Source organism: Hyphomicrobium facile (genome assembly GCF_900116175.1).
Classification (GTDB): domain Bacteria; phylum Pseudomonadota; class Alphaproteobacteria; order Rhizobiales; family Hyphomicrobiaceae; genus Hyphomicrobium_B; species Hyphomicrobium_B facile.
Genome location: NZ_FPCH01000001.1, coordinates 248,145 through 265,740, shown reverse-complemented (window position 1 = coordinate 265,740; position 17,596 = coordinate 248,145). Strand labels below are relative to the sequence as shown.

General features: G+C 61.0%; 9 protein-coding genes. 3 read left to right on the top strand and 6 right to left on the bottom strand.

The window, feature by feature from the left end:
• Positions 1-21: 21 nt before the first annotated feature.
• Positions 22-1,383 carry an NAD(P)/FAD-dependent oxidoreductase gene (locus tag BM399_RS01250; protein WP_092863106.1) on the top strand — a complete coding sequence of 454 codons (1,362 nt, stop codon included), beginning with the start codon at positions 22-24 and terminating at the stop codon, positions 1,381-1,383.
• Between the two features lie 93 nt (positions 1,384-1,476).
• On the opposite strand, the gene BM399_RS01245 is transcribed toward BM399_RS01250, so the two are convergent.
• The 4 genes from BM399_RS01245 to BM399_RS01230 form a co-directional block, all read right to left on the bottom strand.
• A complete protein-coding gene (locus BM399_RS01245) occupies positions 1,477-2,718 on the bottom strand; it encodes a lytic murein transglycosylase (protein ID WP_092866088.1) in 1,242 nt (413 codons plus the stop codon).
• Positions 2,719-2,816: 98 nt separating this feature from the next.
• On the bottom strand, positions 2,817-3,773 hold the full coding sequence (mbfA, locus tag BM399_RS01240; protein ID WP_092866085.1) for an iron exporter MbfA: 957 nt from the start codon (positions 3,771-3,773) through the stop codon (positions 2,817-2,819).
• A gap of 136 nt (positions 3,774-3,909) precedes the next feature.
• Positions 3,910-5,505: a SulP family inorganic anion transporter gene (locus tag BM399_RS01235; protein ID WP_244531019.1), complete on the bottom strand. Its 1,596-nt coding sequence runs from the start codon at positions 5,503-5,505 to the stop codon at positions 3,910-3,912.
• Between the two features lie 267 nt (positions 5,506-5,772).
• The gene (locus tag BM399_RS01230) at positions 5,773-6,339 is read right to left on the bottom strand and encodes a hypothetical protein (protein ID WP_092863103.1); all 567 of its coding nucleotides are present in this window, start codon (positions 6,337-6,339) and stop codon (positions 5,773-5,775) included.
• 173 nt (positions 6,340-6,512) lie between these two features.
• On the opposite strand from BM399_RS01230, the gene lepA reads away from it, so the two are divergent.
• Positions 6,513-8,315, top strand: a complete 1,803-nt coding sequence (gene lepA / locus BM399_RS01225) for a translation elongation factor 4 (protein ID WP_092863100.1) — start codon at positions 6,513-6,515, stop codon at positions 8,313-8,315.
• A 37-nt stretch (positions 8,316-8,352) separates the two neighbouring features.
• Here the strand turns inward: lepA and BM399_RS01220 are convergent, their stop codons facing one another.
• Positions 8,353-12,399 (bottom strand): AsmA family protein, encoded by a 4,047-nt coding sequence (locus tag BM399_RS01220; RefSeq protein WP_092866079.1) that lies wholly within the window; start codon positions 12,397-12,399, stop codon positions 8,353-8,355.
• 636 nt (positions 12,400-13,035) lie between these two features.
• Here BM399_RS01220 and BM399_RS01215 point away from each other — a divergent pair.
• A complete protein-coding gene (locus BM399_RS01215; protein WP_092863097.1) occupies positions 13,036-15,483 on the top strand; it encodes an ATP-dependent helicase in 2,448 nt (815 codons plus the stop codon).
• 542 nt (positions 15,484-16,025) lie between these two features.
• On the opposite strand, the gene BM399_RS01205 is transcribed toward BM399_RS01215, so the two are convergent.
• Positions 16,026-17,279, bottom strand: a complete 1,254-nt coding sequence (locus BM399_RS01205) for a J domain-containing protein (RefSeq protein WP_244531018.1) — start codon at positions 17,277-17,279, stop codon at positions 16,026-16,028.
• Between the last annotated feature and the right edge of the window lie 317 nt (positions 17,280-17,596).

Below are 17,596 nucleotides of genomic sequence, written 5' to 3'. Positions count from 1 at the left end.
GACTTTGCGCATGAGGCCAATATGAATTTGCAGGTTCCCGCTACATCGCCAGACAAAGGCACCGTCGAAAAGCAGCCCTATCGTATCGTCATCGTCGGAGGTGGCGCGGGCGGACTGGAACTCGCGACACAGCTCGGCAGAAAGCTCGGCCGGTCCGGCAAGGCAGAAATTACGCTCGTCGACCGTGCGCGCACGCACATTTGGAAACCGCTCCTGCACGAGATCGCGGCAGGCAGCATGGATACCGGACGCCACGAACTGTCCTATCAGGCGCAGGGCCACTGGCACGGATTTCGTTATCGCTACGGCGAAATGATCGGCCTCGACCGCGCCAACAAGCGCGTGCACCTCGCCGCCACCTACGACGAGGACGGCCGCGAGATCACGCCGGACCGTTGGTTTCCCTACGACACGCTCGTCATCGCCATCGGCAGCGTATCGCATGATTTCGGCACGCCGGGCGTGTTGGAGCATGCAATCATGCTCGACACGCCGGAGCAGGCGGAGCGCTTCAACAGGCGCCTGTTGAACGCCTGCGTTCGCGCCTACGCGCAGCCCGGCCCTGTCAGGGACGGCCAGCTCCATGTCGCGATCATCGGAGCCGGCGCAACGGGCTCGGAGCTTTCGGCAGAGCTGCACCATGCGGCTCGCGGCCTGATCGAATTCGGACTCGATAAGCTCGATCCGGAAAAAGACTTTAAGATCACGCTGATTGAAGCGGCGCCGCGCATCTTGCCCGCCCTTCCCGAGCGTCTTTCGCAAGCTACCGCAGACATTCTGAGCGGCATCGGCGTCGATATCCGCGTCGGCAGTCCGGTCACCAAAGTCACCGCAGAAGGCGTAACGCTCGCCAACGGCGAGTTCATTCCGTCGGAGCTCGTCGTTTGGGCTGCGGGCGTCAAAGGCCCGAATGTCTTATCGAAGCTCGACGGTCTTGAAGTCAGCCGCATGAACACGCTGGTCGTCAAGCCGACGTTGCAGACGACGCGCGACGACAACATCTTCGTCATCGGCGATGCGGCGTATCTGCTGCCCGACGGTGAAACCGCGCCGATCCCTCCCCGCGCTCAGGCGGCTCACCAGGAAGCGAGCCATCTCGTCAAACAGATCCAGCGCCGCATGAATGGCGCGACGGACCTCGCGCCGTTCAAATATCGCGACTTCGGCTCGCTGGTTTCGCTCGGCAAATATTCGACCGTCGGCAACCTGATGGGCTTCATCGAAGGCAAGTCGCTGCGCATCGAAGGCTGGTTCGCCAAGATGATGTATCGGTCGCTATACAAGATGCACGAAGTCGCGCTGCACGGCTATATCAAGGTCGCGCTCGACACGCTCTCGCGCATACTCACGCGCCGCACCGAACCGCAGGTCAAGCTGCACTAGGCTCGCGAAAGCGGCACGAATTTCTGTGACGGAATACGATTACGCCGGCCGCTCAACGAGCAGCCGGCGTAATTCATTTAAAGCAAACGAGTTCTAGCTGCGGCCGCGCAGCGCCGTCAGCAGCTCCGCCGTCGGATAGCTGTCGGCTGGCAGACCGAACTTCATCTGCATTTCCTTGACGGCCTTGCGCGTACCGGCGCCGAGCTTGCCGTCGATCTCGCCTACATCGAAGCCGCGACGCTTTAGAAGGCTTTGCAGCTCTTTCAGCTGCTCGTAGCTCAGCGAGACCACGCTGCCGCTCTCGCGTTTGAGGTTCGGTGCGCCCGCCATGCGCGCAGCGAGATGCGCCGCCGTCATCGCGTAGGTCAGCGACTGGTTCCAATCCGTGTAAACGTGGAAGTTCTGGTAGGCGAGAAACGCCGGGCCGTTGCGGCCCATCGGCAGCAGCAGCGAAGCCTGAAGACCATCCGCCGGGAGCTGTTTGCTGCCGACAGCTTGAACGCCCCACGCCGCCCATTGCGAGCGCGGCAGCTGGATCGCGAGATCGGCCTTATCCCACGGCAGTTCCTTTGTGAGGCGCACTTCCTCGATCCACGGCTCGCCGCGGCGCCAACCCATCTCCGACAGGAATTTCGCCGTCGATCCGATGACGTCGGCATTGCTGCGAATAAGATCGACGCGCCCGTCGCCGTCGTAATCGATACCGAGGTTGAGATAGTGGCGCGGCAGGAACTGCGTCTGGCCGAGTTCACCCGCCCATGAGCCAATCATCTGATCGGGAGTAAGGTCACCGCGCTGGACGATCTTCATCGCGGCTTTCAGCTCTTCGCGAAACATATCGCCGCGACGGCAATCCCACGCCAAAGTCACGAGCGAGTGCAGAACGGGCAGCTTACCCATTCCAGCACCAAAGTCGCTTTCGAGCGCCCAGAACCCGGTGATAACCGCGCCCGGAATGCCGAACTCCTTCTCGGCGCGGTCGAATATGTCGGCATAACGCTGCAGGTACGTGCGGCCCATCTGCTCGCGGCCCTTGGTGGCGAGCTTGAAGTAGAATTCGATGAACGTCTGCGAGAAGAAGCCCTGCTTCCGGTCGCGGCTGATCGTCCCCTGATCAGGCGTCATGCCGCCGATCGTTTCCTCGATGATCTCCGGACGAATGCCTTCGGCGATCGCCTCGCGCTTGAAATCGGCGAGCCATGTGTTGAACGGCACCGTGTTCTGGCAATTGCGCTTGTTGGGTGGCGGGGGCGGCGCGCTTTCCGCATTGGCAGTCGCAGAAAGACCCGCCAGCATGAGGGATGCCACCGTGAAAACGAGAAAACCTGCGCGCATGAGATGCCTTCGGCCGTTGATGGGCGCCGGCACTTTTGCCAGCAGCGAGCAAAGCGTCAAGAGACTATGGCTTCAGTGAGGCCTTCCCGGCGTCCTATCTACGCGCTGCCGATCAGGATGCCCACCATAAACACGATCAGGCCGCCGACGACGACTTCCGAAGCCGCTCTCCAGAACTTCGTCTCACTGAACTGGGAGCGTATTCCGGCAATGATCCAAAGCTCGATGAACACCACGCTGACAGCGATTGTCGTCGCGGTCCAAAAATCGGGAATGAGATAAGGAAGCGTGTGTCCGATGCCGCCAAGTGCGGTCATCAGCCCTGTGACCGAGCCGCGCAGCCACGGATGGCCGCGCCCAGAGATCTCCCCGTCGTCGGAAAGCGCTTCCGCAAACGCCATCGATATGCCGGCGCCGACCGAAGCAGCGATGCCGACCAGAAATGTCTGCCAAGTGTTATGCGTCGCGAAGGCCGCCGCAAAGATCGGCGCGAGGGTCGAGATCGAGCCGTCGATCAGACCCGTCAGTCCGGGCTGCACATACTTGAGCACAAACGAGCGGCGCGCGGCATGGGCCTCACGCATTTTCGCTTTGTCCGTCAGCTCGACGGCCGCAACGTCGTGCGCGATTTCAATGTGCTCGTTTTCCGCAGCAATCAGATCGCCGAGAAGCTTGCGGATTTCGGCGTCCGACGCACGCGCCAGTGCAGATTGGTAGAAACTCCGCGTCTCCGCCTCGATCTGCTCGGCCTGCCGCCGCACCTTCTCGATGCCGAGCGGCCGGACCATCCAGATCGGATCATGCCGGACGAAACCGGACACGTCCTGGCGACGGATGAGCGGAATATGGTCGCCGAACTTGCGGCGGAAGAGATCGATCAGCCAGCGGCGGTGCTCGTTTTCCTCTTCTCCGAGTTCGGAGAAGATTTTCGCCGACGCCGGATAGTCGGCGCTGAGGCCCGCCGCATAATCGGCATAGATGCGGCCGTGCTCTTCCTCGAGTGAGATCGCAAGCGCCAGGATTTCGCGCTGATCAAGATCGCCGAACTTTCGCATGAACCACACCCTAGAATTAGAATAATTCTAATCTAGAGGGAAATGGTCCATTGGGCAAGCGGCACGCTCTCCGCGCGCCGCCCCCCTGTTGATATCGCAGGGAGCGCAGACCGCTCCCTGATCGCCGAACCTCAGCTCACGCGGGGTTCGCAGCCGCCGCCGCCCCGGCAGCACTCTCTTTCGCGGCGGCCCGCTCGTACGCGTTGCCGCTGCGTTGCTGATACTTGTTCTTGAGCGCGTCCCACTCGATCGAAAGTGAGCCGCCGCTCAACCCATGCTGTCGATCCCAGTTCGACAACAGATCGATGCACGCGTGATCGATGTAATCGAGATCTCCGATATGCACGTGAACGTTCGCACCGGGCTTCAGCGCCTCGAGAGCGGACGCCAGCATCGGCAATCGAACGAGTGTCGCCGAACCTTTGAGGTGCAGATCGACCCGATTGTCCGGCCCTTCCTCTTTCGTGATCTCGAGATGCGAGAACGCGTAAACGAGCTTCAGGAGCGATAGTCCAAGCCCGACGAGCACGCCATCCAACAGGTTCGTCAGCACGATCGTGATGACTGTGATCGCGTAGATCGCGACTTCAGCCCATCCATAGGTTCGCAACGTCGGCACGATCTTCGGATAGGCGAGCTTGTAGCCCGTATAGACGAGAACGGCTGCGAGCGCGGAAAGCGGAATGAGCTTCAAAACCGCTGGAAAGAACGCGACAAGAAGCAAAAGCCAAACGCCATGCAGAATGGCCGACCACTTCGTTTGCGCTCCGGCCGCAACGTTTGCGCCCGATCGAATGATGACACCCGTCATCGGCAACACGCCGAGCACGCCGCAGATCGAGTTTCCGACGCCCTGCGCAAAAAGCTCCTTATCGTATTTTGTGCGAGGCCCCGTGTGCATCTGATCGACGGCCGTCGCGCAGAGAAGCGTCTCGGCGCTGGCGATGAAGGCGATCGAAATCGCTCCAATCAGGATTGCGGGCTCCGTGATGCGGAAGAGCTTGTCGGTGGTCGGATACATCTGGAGCGACCACTCCCAGATGTTGCTCGGAACATCGACGAACTTGATGGCGTCCAAACCGAGGAATTTGGCTGCGACCACCGCAACGACAACGCCGACGAGCGGCGCCGGCACCAGCTTCAGGGATTTGGGCGCGTAAGAACTCCACCCGACAATCGTGACGATCGTCAGAAGCCCGACGAGCCCGGCCGTTTGACGTGCGTCGCCACCGCGTATCGCGTCGAGAAAGGCTGCCGGAATCCCGATAAGGTTCTGCACCCCGCTGCCGAGCGGCTTGCCGTCGAACATGACGTGAAACTGCGAGGCGAAGATCAGCACACCGATGCCGGCGAGCATACCGTGAATGACGGCCGGCGAGACGGCGCGAAACCATTGGCCGAGCTTCATATAGCCCGCCACGATCTGAATGAGTCCGGCGAAAAGCACGATCGTCCCGAGCATCGCGGCGCCATGCTCTTGGACGAGCATATAGACGAGAACTGTAAGACCCGCGGCCGGTCCGCTGACCTGCAGTGGCTGACCGGAGATCGCCGCAACGATGATACCGCCGACGATCCCTGTGATGATGCCCGTCGTGGGAGGCAAGCCCGACGCGATCGAGATGCCCATGCACAATGGCAGGGCCACCAGAAATACGACGATGGATGCGAGAAAATCGCGTCCAAATGTGCTTGTTGCAGCCGGTGCTGAAGCCGGACTCGACATCGTCATAGAGCGTTCCCCGTTCTTGCGCGGAGCAATGTTCCGCGCAGCATTTGTTTTTTATTTTTGTGCGAAACTCTTCGCTCCGCGTGCGACATTTAACGCCGGGGACGATAGCCACAGCGAGACGCCGCCGCAACGGTGGCGACACCACGAAAAGTTGCGGCGTTGCGATATACGCATGAAAAAGATACGCATGAAAAAGGCGTCGGCCCTACACGGATCGACGCCTTGAAACTCTGTAGGATTCGCGAATTGCGAGGCGAGTTCAGCGCATTAGCGCGAGTTGCCTTTACCGCCCGATGGCTTGCCGCCCATCGCCTGCTGCTGGGTATCCACCCATGTGGACATCGCCTGCTGCCAACCCTTCTGCCACATCTCCGCGGCCTGCATCCAGAACTGGATCGGATTGACGGCCCCGCCGCCAAAGTCGGGAAAAGCTCCGCCATTCGTCGCCGAGAACCCTGGGAAGCCGGACCCGGCTCCGAACCCAGGTACGTTCGGAAAGTTCGGGAACGTCGGGAAGCCCGGCGCCTGCCCGGCATTGCCGAGCGCCTTCACCTGCTTTTCCCAGACGTCCATAACCTGGTCCACGGCCTGTAGCTGCAGCTTGGAGGCGCTTTGCATCTGCTTGCGGCTCAATTCGACGAAATCAGTCGGCCAGCCGAGAGCTTTGGCCGCCTCCGCCATCTTGTCGAAGACGGCATTGCTGTTTTTCTCGCCAAGTTCGGCAAGCTCCGCCCGCCAGTCGGCCATGGCGTCGAACGCCTGCAAAACAGCCTTCTTTGCATCTTCCCCGAGCTTGGTAAAAGCGGGGTTCGCCTCGAACGATGAATTCGCCATATCGGATCTCCAAGGGCGCCGGGGGAGCACAAAGGGCGCGATGGGTTTTCTCGCACACCGCCAGTCCTCCCGCCAGTTATATCGACGATGCGGCGATCGCGCAGCCCCGATAATCCCCTCAGTGGCTTAACGCCCCTTTTGCCGGTCAGTTCCGGGTGCTATGAGCCCCGCCCATGACAGCCATTTCACACATCCGAAATTTCTCGATCATCGCCCACATTGATCACGGCAAGTCGACGCTTTCCGACAGGCTGATCCAGCTTTGCGGCAACGTCTCAAATCGTGAAATGAAGGAGCAGATCCTCGACTCGATGGACATCGAGCGCGAGCGTGGCATCACGATCAAGGCCCAGACCGTCCGCCTCGATTACCGGGCGAAGAACGGCGAGCTTTATCAGCTCAATCTGATGGATACGCCCGGCCACGTCGACTTCGCCTACGAGGTGTCCCGGTCGCTCGCCGCCTGCGAAGGGGCGATCCTCGTCGTTGACGCGAGCCAGGGCGTCGAAGCCCAGACCCTCGCGAACGTTTATCAAGCGCTCGATAATAACCTCGAGATTCTCCCCGTTCTGAACAAAATCGACCTACCGGCCGCCGACGAGGATCGCGTCAAGCAGCAGATCGAGGACGTGATCGGCATCGACGCATCGGGTGCGATCGGGGTCTCCGCCAAGAGCGGGCTCAACGTCGAAGCCGTGCTCGAAGCCGTCGTCGAGCGGCTGCCGCCCCCGAAAGGCGACCCGAAGAAGCCGTTGAAGGCGATGCTGATCGACAGCTGGTACGACGCCTACCTCGGCGTCATCGTGCTCGCACGCGTTATCGACGGCACCTTGAAGAAGGGCCAGCGCGTCAAGTTGATGGCGACGGACGGCAGCTATCAGGTGGAACGCGTCGGCATTTTCCGTCCGAAACAGGAAATGCTCGAGCAGCTTGGCCCCGGAGAGGTCGGCTTCTTCACCGCCGCCATCAAAGAGGTTGCCGATACCCGCGTCGGCGATACCATCACGGACGAAAAAAATCCGACCGCTGAAGCCTTGCCCGGCTTCAAGCCGGCGCAACCGGTCGTCTTCTGCGGCCTCTTCCCCGTCGACGCCGCCGATTTCGAAGACCTGCGCGAGGCGATGGGCAGGCTTCGCCTGAACGACGCAAGCTTCTCCTTCGAAACGGAAAGCTCGGCAGCGTTGGGCTTCGGCTTCCGCTGCGGCTTCCTCGGGCTCTTGCATCTCGAGATCATCACGGAGCGTCTGGAGCGCGAGTTCAACCTCGATCTCATCACGACCGCGCCGAGCGTCATCTATCACTTGCATATGAACGACGGCTCGATCATCGAGATGCACAATCCGGCCGACATGCCGGAGATCTCCAAAATCGATCACATCGAGGAACCGTGGATCGAAGCCACCATCCTCGTGCCCGACGATTATCTCGGCGCCGTCTTGAAGCTGTGCCAGGACCGCCGCGGCCGTCAGAAACAGCTCACCTACGCGGGCTCGCGCGCCATGGTGGTCTACGAGCTGCCGCTCAATGAAGTGGTGTTCGATTTCTACGACCGCCTGAAGAGCGTCTCGCGCGGTTACGCGTCGTTCGACTATCACATCAAGAATTACGAGGAAGGCGACCTCGTAAAGCTGTCCATTCTCGTCAACAGCGAACCCGTCGACGCGCTCTCGATCATCGTGCACCGCGCGCGCGCCGAGAGCCGTGGCCGCTCGATGTGCGAAAAGTTGAAGGAGCTCATTCCTCCTCACCTCTTCCAAATTCCGATTCAAGCCGCCATCGGCGCCAAGGTCATTGCGCGCGAGACGATCAAAGCTCTGCGGAAGGACGTGCTGGCCAAGTGCTACGGCGGCGACATCTCACGTAAGAGAAAGCTGCTCGACAAGCAGAAGGCCGGCAAGAAGAAGATGCGCGAATTCGGCAAGGTCGAAATTCCTCAAGAGGCGTTCATCAACGCCCTCAAGATGGACGACAACTGACGGTCGCGCAGCGCGTCGTAGCTTGAGCGAAAAGCGCCTACTGGAAGCCGCCGCCTAAGCTCTTCATGACCTCGTCGGAAGAGGTGCGCCGTGGCTGCCTCTGGGCCCCGGTCGAACGCCCAGTCGAGGGCCGTACCGCGGGCTCGGGCTTCGGAATGGGCAAGCCTGTTACCGGATCGATCACGACGGCGCCCGTCGCGGTGTTGGGGTCTCCGGCGCTCCCGCCTTCGGGCGCGATGGGCTCAATCGATATATTTGGCGTCAACACGGTATTGCCCGTGCCGGCATCCGCGGGCTTAGCCGCATCTCGCGGCTCTGCCTGCTGATCGGATGGAGCGCCTGGCTGCGCAGTAGCACCGGGACTGGCTGCCGCTGGCGGTTGCGGTTGAGCTGGCGTCGCCGATGGTACGTCCGGCAGCGCTGGCTGGGCCGACGAGTTCCCGGTCCCGGCCGATTCTGGGATGACCGGCGGCAATCGTTCCATTTGCTTTTTCTTCGCGGCTTCGAGCGCCGCCGCGCGCTCGGCAGCAAGCTTCTTCCGGCGCTCCTTCTCGAGGCGAACACGCTCTTCATCGACGCGCCGCGATTGTTCAAGCTCTTCGACGTTGCGCTCCATCTGCCTGACGACCAGCTCACGCTGAAGATTGGCAACGTCGGTCTTGACCGTGACGCCCGCGAGATTGTCGAGTTGGCCGTCATACAGCACGACGACGGCAGGCAACGTTCCCTTCGGTGGCGGCGGCGTCCAATTGGCAAGCGGAATCGCGGGCGGCGGCAACGGTCTGACGACAGACGTAAGTTGGAACGCAGCGTTCATGCCGAGCGTTGCGAGGTCGGCCGTGACGTTTCCTTCCGCCTGGCCGTCGGCGCTGTCGAGAACGAACTTCTCGAGCTTGATCGAGCCATCGGAGATCGACAGGGCGAGTTCGCGGTTGCCGAGCGTCATCTTCGAACTATTGAGCGCACCCGCAAAACCCGCCGATATCGCACGCTGCTCGTTTTGCAATTTTCCGCCGAGCACATCGTCGACGAGCTGCGCGACCGTCGACGTCGAGGGGCCGGGAACTTCGACGTCCGCAAGCCTTGCTGTGCCCCCACCCGTCATGACCGCGACGAGACCCGCCGGACTTTGCGCCCGTGCTTCCGCATGGAGATCGATCGTCGCCGTGCCTTTGCCGGCCGCGCTGATGGTCGCCAGCTTCGCCTGATCGAGCTTCAGCGTCGAAGTGAAAGCGACGCCGTTCGACACCTTCTCGAGACCGGCGTTGCCGCTCAACTGTCCGCCCGCAGCCACCGCGCTGAGATCGCTCAACACAAGCTTCCCGGGGGCGAGCGTAAGCGTCATCCGGCCATCGTGCGCCGCGAGACCGCCGCTCAGTTCAAGAGATTTGAACGCGATATTGAGCGTCCCATTCGTGTTGCCCAGCGCCGCGAAATTGAATAGTCCCTCGGGCCAAATCGGTTGCGCGTCGGCGGCGGCATCGTCGGCCGCATCGGATGGCGTCGAAGCAGGCGGCGCTGGCCGAGCGTCGGTCACCGCTGCGAGCAGGCTCTGAAAAGCGACGCGATCCGTCTCGAGCTTACCGTCGATCCGCATCGCGTCCGCATCGGGCTTCACGGTCACATTACCCGCAAGCGTCGACGTGCCGACGGAAAAGCCACGTGTCGCAATCGTCCAATCGGGTCCAGTCCGGCCGATATCGAGCGAACCGCGCGCTGCCACGTTTTCGGCGCCGCTCGGCAGCGAAACGCCCGCAGCTGCCAGCGCATCGGTGAATTGCGCCGCCTTGAAATCCAGCGTTCCGCCAAGCGCCAAATTCGCGTTGTCGGGCCACTGCGAATGCCCATTGAAACTTAGTTTGAAATCGGACGACGAAACGTCGGCGCGCACGTCCGCGTCTGCGCCGATGATCCCGACAGTGACAATCGACGCGCGAGCGGGTTGTGCCGCTTGTGCCTCGCCGACCGGCGCGCGTCCGAGCGTCTTCAGGAGCGACGACAAAGATGGCGCATCGAGCGCCGTTCGTATGCGGCTTGGCCGCGAGCGCCAGCCCGCGAGACCGCCATCGAATTCCGCCGTCCCGTTGAGATGGGCCCCGTTCAACGTTCCATCGAATGTCACGTCTGTCGCCCCGGGCGCCCTGAGACCAAGCCGGATCAGCCCGGCGATTTTGCCGTCCTTCAGGCCTTTGAAGCGCTCCTCGCCGAGCACCGCCACAAGCCCGGCCTTGCTGACGAGGTCGCGCATCGCCTCGGGCGTCGCACCAGTGAGATCGAAAGCGAACGTGCCAGCAGGCCCGCTATCGCGCGTCTCGACACGTCCCTCGAGTTCGATCGAAAGCCCGCTTTGCGTGGTCAGCCTCGCAACCGGCAGCTTGATTTCCCGGTTTTCGATCGTGAACGAGACATCGACATCCCGATAGGTCGTGTCGCCATCCGTCAGCCGGCTCGCGATAAGGCGGAGCCGCACGTCACCCGGCAACACGGCGCGGGGATCTTCGGCGCCCTCCAATTTCTGAAGACCGAGCGACCGCCGGAATTCGCTGCCGAGAGCGGCAGCAATTTTCGGGAAAACTTCACGCGTATCGAGATCGGCGGCCTGCAACGTCAAATCCGTTTGCTGGCGGTCTCCGCGCAAGATCTTGAGTTCGCCTGCGAGCGCCCGCCCCGATAGATCTCCCGAGGCATCCGTCAGCGCGAAATGCGTATCGTCGACTTCGAGCTTGCCAGCTGCCGAATAAGAACCATCGGCATTGAAATCGATCGGAACCCCGGATTTCTCCGCCCACGCTTTCAATCGCCCGAAACTGCTTCCGCCGATGAACGCATTTCCGGCGAAACTGAACTTACCTGCGTTGTTCTTGAGGTCGCCCGCGAGATCGAGCCGCGACCCGCCGGGCAGGCTCACCTTGAATGTTTTGAGATGCGTGACATTGCCTTGCCGAACCGCATCTATCGACAGGCCACCCGCGTTTTCGCCGCCGACCTTCACCTGCTCGAGGCTGATCTTCGCCGTCGCTGTGCTGTCACCCGCAACGGATTGCATCAATCCGCCGGTAAGTTGCTTGAGCTTCTCGAAGGACGCGCTTCCCTGCCCGGCGCCCGCAAGCCTGTCGATGTCGAGCCATTTCGATTGCAGCGAAATATCGAGCCGGGGCGATGCTGTCCAAGTCGCGACGGCCGATCCCGTGATCGTTTGCGGAGCGGCAGTGTCGTCGAGCGAAAGTGCGAGCTTCTCGAACTTTGCGCCGAGGGGATCAGCCGTCACGTCCGATACGAGATCGAGCAGCGGCGGAGCCTTTCCGGGCGGCGTGGTCGTTTCGCTGCCGGGAATTGCGATCTTCCCCGTCCACCGGCCTTTGAATGTCGGCTTGTTGCTCAAATCGGAAACGTGCCCGTCCAGCATGTAGACGGTCGGCGAGTCATCGCCCCGCGCGGACACCTTGAGCGCGAACGCCCCGTCTGCGCTCGGAACATCGGTCGCGAATTTCACATCATGGGCGGCCCCAGCCCACGACACCGAGCCCTTGAAGCGAAATGGGCCCTTGAGACCATCGGCAGACAGCTCACCGTCGATGCCATCGATAAGGGCGACGCGCTCCGCGGCCGCATTGTAGATGGCAACGGCGCCCTCGGTGAGCCGCACCGACCGGAGCGCAACGTCATGTGGCACGAACGGCATATCGCCGGCCTTCAGCTCGATATTGGTCCAGTTCCCGCCACCGGCGTCGTCGACGGCGAGCGTTAGAACCGGCTTGTCGAGCTCAATCTGGCTCGCTTCCAGAACACCGCGAAGAATTGCCGGACCCGAAAGCCACATCGTAAAGCTCTCGGCACGGACGAATGGCTCGCCCGTCTGACCGGTCAAGTTGGCGATACGAACCTTTTCGAAGCGAACGTAGGGAACCGGAAGGAGCTTCAGGTTGACCGATCCGCCGACGCGGACGTCACGGCCGAGTACCTTCGATGCTTCTTCCTCGAAGACGCCGCGGTAACCGTTCCAGTCAACGAAATTCGGGACAGCGAAAAGCGCCGCAAGAACAACGACGAGAAGGCCGCCAAAGTATAATAGCCCGTTGTTCATGAACGTCTCTTTGAGCCGCGCCCGAAACGCAACGCACACCGGCGGACATCGAAATAACGTCCTGCCTTGTACACCTGTATTGCACGGCGGAAGTTCACTCTGAACCCGAAATTTGGCTCAATTCCAACAAGCGCGCAGCAGTGTTTCGACAAATCGAATTCGCGTTCTTAGATCATAAGCTTACATGTCTTGTAAATGCGTTAGAAATTCCGGCGGATGTACTGAGTGGGTCACGAGAACCGCGAAGCGATAAGTTGTCGTTTTGAGCAGTCGACGCAACTCGCATGATAGCTGCATCGAGTACGCGAAGACCTCCAACTTGTTTCAGAATGCGGAGGCCGGCGCCAATTCCAGAACGCGCCCCTTTCCCATACTCAGGAAAAGCAATTCCGGAATTCGAATTCTCAATCGCCGGACAAGCGAGATCTGATTTGTGCGGGAATGGACAAAAGCGCCCGCGCGCCTTCCCGGGAAAGGCCTCGCCGAGCCGGAAACCCGCGCACGTCGCTTGACCCGAAATGTCCGGCTTTCCAAACACTTGAATAGTTGTGGATCGCTGCCGCAACGCTGTTGGCGAGGCCGCGGCGCCGCGCCGCGCCGGTTGTACGATCAGCCCCGGTGGTTTACCTGAGTGCCATGATCTCAATTCAGAAGCCGAACGCCGCCGGCAGCGGAGATTTGCCGCACGACGATGATCCGCCGTTCGATCTCCCCGAGGCGCCCAAAGCTGCGCGCCAAGATGACAAGAATAGCCCGTCGATTTCGGCGCGAGCTGTCGCGGCGGCGCGCGGCCAGCCGACATATCTCGATGGCCTCAATCCCGAACAGCGGGACGCCGTCGAAACGACCGAAGGACCGCTGCTGGTGCTCGCTGGCGCCGGCACCGGAAAAACACGGGTTCTGACGACGCGTATCGCCCACATCCTGGCGACCGGCCGCGCCTACCCGTCACAAATTCTCGCCGTGACGTTCACGAACAAAGCCGCCCGCGAAATGCGCGAGCGGATCGGCACGCTGATCGGCGGCACGCTCGAAGGCATGCAGTGGCTCGGCACGTTCCATTCCATCGGCGTCAAAATCCTGCGCCGCCATGTCGAACTCGTCGGCCTGAAGCCCGGCTTCACGATTCTCGACGACGATGATCAGGTGCGCCTGCTGAAGCAGGTCCTCGAAGCCAATGGCGTCGACAAAGACCGCTGGCCCGCACGTCAGCTCGCAAACCAGATCGACGGCTGGAAAAATCGCGGCCTCACCCCGGATAAAGTTCCCGAAGGCGAAGCCTACAATTTCGCCGCCGGCAAGGGCGCGCTCCTGTACGCGGCCTATCAGGCGCGGCTGAAGGACCTCAACGCCTGCGATTTCGGCGATCTGCTTCTCGAATGTATTCGGCTTTTCCGCGATCACCCTGACGTGCTCGCCGATTATCATCGCCGCTTCCGCTACATCCTCGTCGACGAATACCAGGACACCAACGTCGCCCAATATTTGTGGCTGCGGCTCCTGGCCAAGGGATCGCCGAACATCTGCTGCGTCGGCGACGACGATCAATCGATTTACGGCTGGCGTGGCGCCGAGGTCGACAACATCCTCCGCTTCGAAAAGGATTTCCCCGGAGCCAAGGTCATCCGCCTCGAGCGCAACTATCGCTCGACGGCAAACATTCTTGCCGCCGCATCGGGGCTCATTGCCAAGAACGACGGCAGGCTCGGAAAGACCCTGTTCACGGACGGCGCCGCCGGATCGAAAGTCACCGTCGCGAATTTCTGGGACGACGAGGCCGAAGCCCGCGCCATCGGCGAGTCGATAGAGAGATTGAAGCGCAAGAACGAACGGCTGAACGATATGGCTGTTCTGGTGCGGGCATCCTCCCAGATGCGCGCCATCGAAGACCGCTTCATCACGCTCGGCCTTCCCTACCGCGTCATCGGCGGCCCGCGCTTCTACGAGCGCCAGGAAATCAAGGACGCGATTGCCTACCTCGACGTCGTCGCCAACCCGGCGAACGATCTCAAATTCGAGCGCATCGTGAACGTGCCGAAGCGCGCCCTGGGCGACACGACGGTCAAGCGCGTCCACGAGCTGGCGCGCGCCCGCGCCATTCCTCTCTATCAGGCCGCGCGAGAAATCGTCGAAACGGATGAGCTGACGCCTCGTGCGCGCAAATCGCTGTTCGATCTGACGCGGTCATTCGAACGCTGGCGCGCCAACTTGGAGCACATGCGCCATACCGATCTCGCCGAACAGATCCTCGACGAGTCCGGTTACACGGCGATGTGGCAGGCGGATAAGAGTCCGCAATCACAGACGCGCCTCGAAAACCTCAAGGAACTCGTGCGCTTCATGCACGATTTCGACACGTTGCAAGGCTTCCTCGAGCACGTTTCCCTCGTCATGGACGCCGAACAGGGCAGCGATGGCGATCGGGTTTCCTTGATGACGCTTCACGGCGCCAAAGGATTGGAATTCGGCATCGTTTTCCTGCCAGGCTGGGAGGAAGGTCTGTTCCCCCATCAGCGCTCGATGGACGAAAGCGGCAAAGCCGGGCTCGAGGAAGAGCGGCGGCTCGCCTACGTCGGCATCACCCGCGCAAAACGCCTTGCGAAAATTTCGTTCGCTCAGAACCGCCGGACGCACGGCCTCTATCAGTCGGCACTCCCTTCTCGCTTCGTCGACGAACTTCCCGTGGCGACTGTTGAGGTTGTCGAAAGCGAAACGCCATTCGGCGGCAGGCCGGATCCGTTCGGTTATGGCGGAGGCTTCGGCCAAAGCCGTTTCGATCGCCCGGGCTCATCCGAACCCTTCAGATCGACTTACAATACCCCGGGATGGCAGCGCGCCCAGCAGTCGTGGAGCAGCGGCAGCAAGCAGGACAAGAAAAAGAGATCGCGAGGACCGCTGACACTAGAAGGCGAACTGGTTGCGGCCTCGACCGCCAACGCGCCTTCGTTCAAGACCGGTTCGCGCGTCCGCCACGAAAAATTCGGCGACGGCACTGTCACCAACGTCGATGGAAACAAGCTGACGATCGAGTTCGACGACGGCGAGATAAAACGCGTCGTCGCGAGTTTTGTTGACCTGATATGACAGGTCTGCGATAGCTAATGCTCGAACGGTGTCCAATTCTTGCCGCGAAATTTCTTGGTATTGCCGCAATTGTACAACATGTTATCCCCAGCTCGTTGAGCGTGGGGGTTCATCAGCTAGAGCAGTCGTATACGTCGCTGGCATGCCGGCGATGATCAGGCGTGTCTTGCGTTCAAGTCCCTGATCTACAAGAAAATTTGCGGGGACATGAAACCGAAACAGGGGACGTTTGTTTGGGAGGGTAGAGTCCTTGAAAGGAGCTATCCAATGAGCACTTACCGCTTTCCATTAAGGGGTAAGGTAGGCGTCGTGCGCGGACAGGACGGGGATGTTCCGTCGCGGCGGATTGGTGTGCAGCGTGATTTGAGCCGGGCGAATCGCAGGAACTACCTGCTGACTGACACACCACCGCTGACCGAGGAGGAAATTCGAAACCTTCCGGTCGCCCATCGCTACTCATCTTGAAATAGAGAGAAAAACGCATTCGGACTCGCAACGGCATCGCTCTCGAGCGGTGCCGTTGTTCTTTTGAGAATACCGGCTCAAGCTGCCGCCGCCGTTCTGACTTTCAATAAGTCCCACGCAGCATTGATCTGCTTGATCCGCTGTTCGCGATAGAGGCGATCAGCCTCGTCGCGCGCATGGTCCGGGTGCCAGGACATCCGCAACGCGTCCACGATTTTCTTCACCGCCGCATCCGGCGCGTCGGGATTGAGCCCGAGAATTCTGTAAGCCTCGAAAATGGTCGATGGTGCATCGGGCTCTTGGGATGCGGCACGTTCGTCCTGCGACGCGGGGGCTGCGCCTTGAGCGATGCGCGTGATGCGGTCGAGATCCCGCGTGATCGTGCGAATCGCTGATCGCAACTTCTCGGGTCCGATCTGCGTGATGCGGCGTCCGAGCTCCGACGCACGGTCGTATAAGCTGTCGAGTTCTGACGCGAGCACATCGCGCAACAGAAGATCTCCGGGAAGCCCCGCGACGAGAAGCTCGGTTTCATGCAACCTAACATGCAGCTGAGCGAGCGGATTGGGATCTTCGCCCTCCTCCCCATAGTCTGCCGAGGCGGCTTCGTAGCTTTCATAGCTCTTGCGGAAAGCGGCCGCTCCCCGGACGAACGAGGCCGCAACAAACTCCCAAACGCGTGACGGCAGCGATCCGGCTCCTGCCGCAAAATGCAAAAACTCGAACGACGCGAGTTGCCGCCGGCGGACGAAAACCAAGCAGGCTCCCATCAAGGAGGCGAGCAACATGGAGACAACGCCCGCAACTTTCAGGGCATTCCCCGAGCCGGGCGATACGGCGGATGCGGCTTCCGGATCAACGACGGTGACCCATTGCGTCGGCGCCGCCTCCCGATCAGAGCCCCGTTCGGAGCGAAGGGCGGCTGGCAAGATGACCGCGTCGGCCGCAAGAGTTTGCGACGCGACCTGCGGTAGCATCGTGGTCTGTGCGAATCCTGGGAATACGAAACGGCCCCTCAACTTGCTGACAGGAGCGTACCCGGCCGGGAGCCGGTCGGGCAAATGAACGCCCAAAGCCCGAGCTGACGCCGCGACCCTGGACCAGGCCACACGCTGCCCGCCGCAATTGATCGAAAATTTGTAAATCATCATCGTTTCGCACGTCCACGCGGCCGAGCCAGAGCATGACGGGAAAGCGAGATCCTCGCGGGGACCGATGATGCGATAAGTGTTCTCTTCCGAGGGAGAGAGGCGAGGAACGCCTCCGTCCATCGTACAACTATAAGGTAGAACGAGTTCGTCGGCGTCGACGACGCCGCTCCCAAGGACCATGCACACCACCGCAAGGCCCGAGGCTAAACAACGCAAAGCCCCCATAACGTCCGCCCCTGAAACGAAATCCCCTCTAATTCCAGTTGTGCATGATCCCAGCCAAAGATCGGTTCTACTATGGCAAAAAAGAAAGTTATGAACCGAAAAATTGAGGGCCCGAGGGAACTTAGTGATGTATCATCAACCGACTTGGGGGCGGCTATTGAGCACCGCTCCCCGGGAAATGCTCGTCATCTTTCCGCGATGAAGAGTTGCAACGCTCGACATCAACTTCAGCGACTCGCTATGAACTTCATTGCGTAAGAAGCTGGATCGAA

Excerpts from the sequence above, each read along its gene's own strand:
- BM399_RS01250 (WP_092863106.1), top strand. The coding sequence starts at position 22 with ATGAATTTGCAGGTTCCCGCTACATCGCCAGACAAAGGCACCGTCGAA.
- BM399_RS01245 (WP_092866088.1), bottom strand. The coding sequence starts at position 2,718 with ATGCGCGCAGGTTTTCTCGTTTTCACGGTGGCATCCCTCATGCTGGCG.
- mbfA (WP_092866085.1), bottom strand. The coding sequence starts at position 3,773 with ATGCGAAAGTTCGGCGATCTTGATCAGCGCGAAATCCTGGCGCTTGCG.
- BM399_RS01235 (WP_244531019.1), bottom strand. The coding sequence starts at position 5,505 with ATGACGATGTCGAGTCCGGCTTCAGCACCGGCTGCAACAAGCACATTT.
- BM399_RS01230 (WP_092863103.1), bottom strand. The coding sequence starts at position 6,339 with ATGGCGAATTCATCGTTCGAGGCGAACCCCGCTTTTACCAAGCTCGGG.
- lepA (WP_092863100.1), top strand. The coding sequence starts at position 6,513 with ATGACAGCCATTTCACACATCCGAAATTTCTCGATCATCGCCCACATT.
- BM399_RS01220 (WP_092866079.1), bottom strand. The coding sequence starts at position 12,399 with ATGAACAACGGGCTATTATACTTTGGCGGCCTTCTCGTCGTTGTTCTT.
- BM399_RS01215 (WP_092863097.1), top strand. The coding sequence starts at position 13,036 with ATGATCTCAATTCAGAAGCCGAACGCCGCCGGCAGCGGAGATTTGCCG.
- BM399_RS01205 (WP_244531018.1), bottom strand. The coding sequence starts at position 17,279 with ATGGTCCTTGGGAGCGGCGTCGTCGACGCCGACGAACTCGTTCTACCT.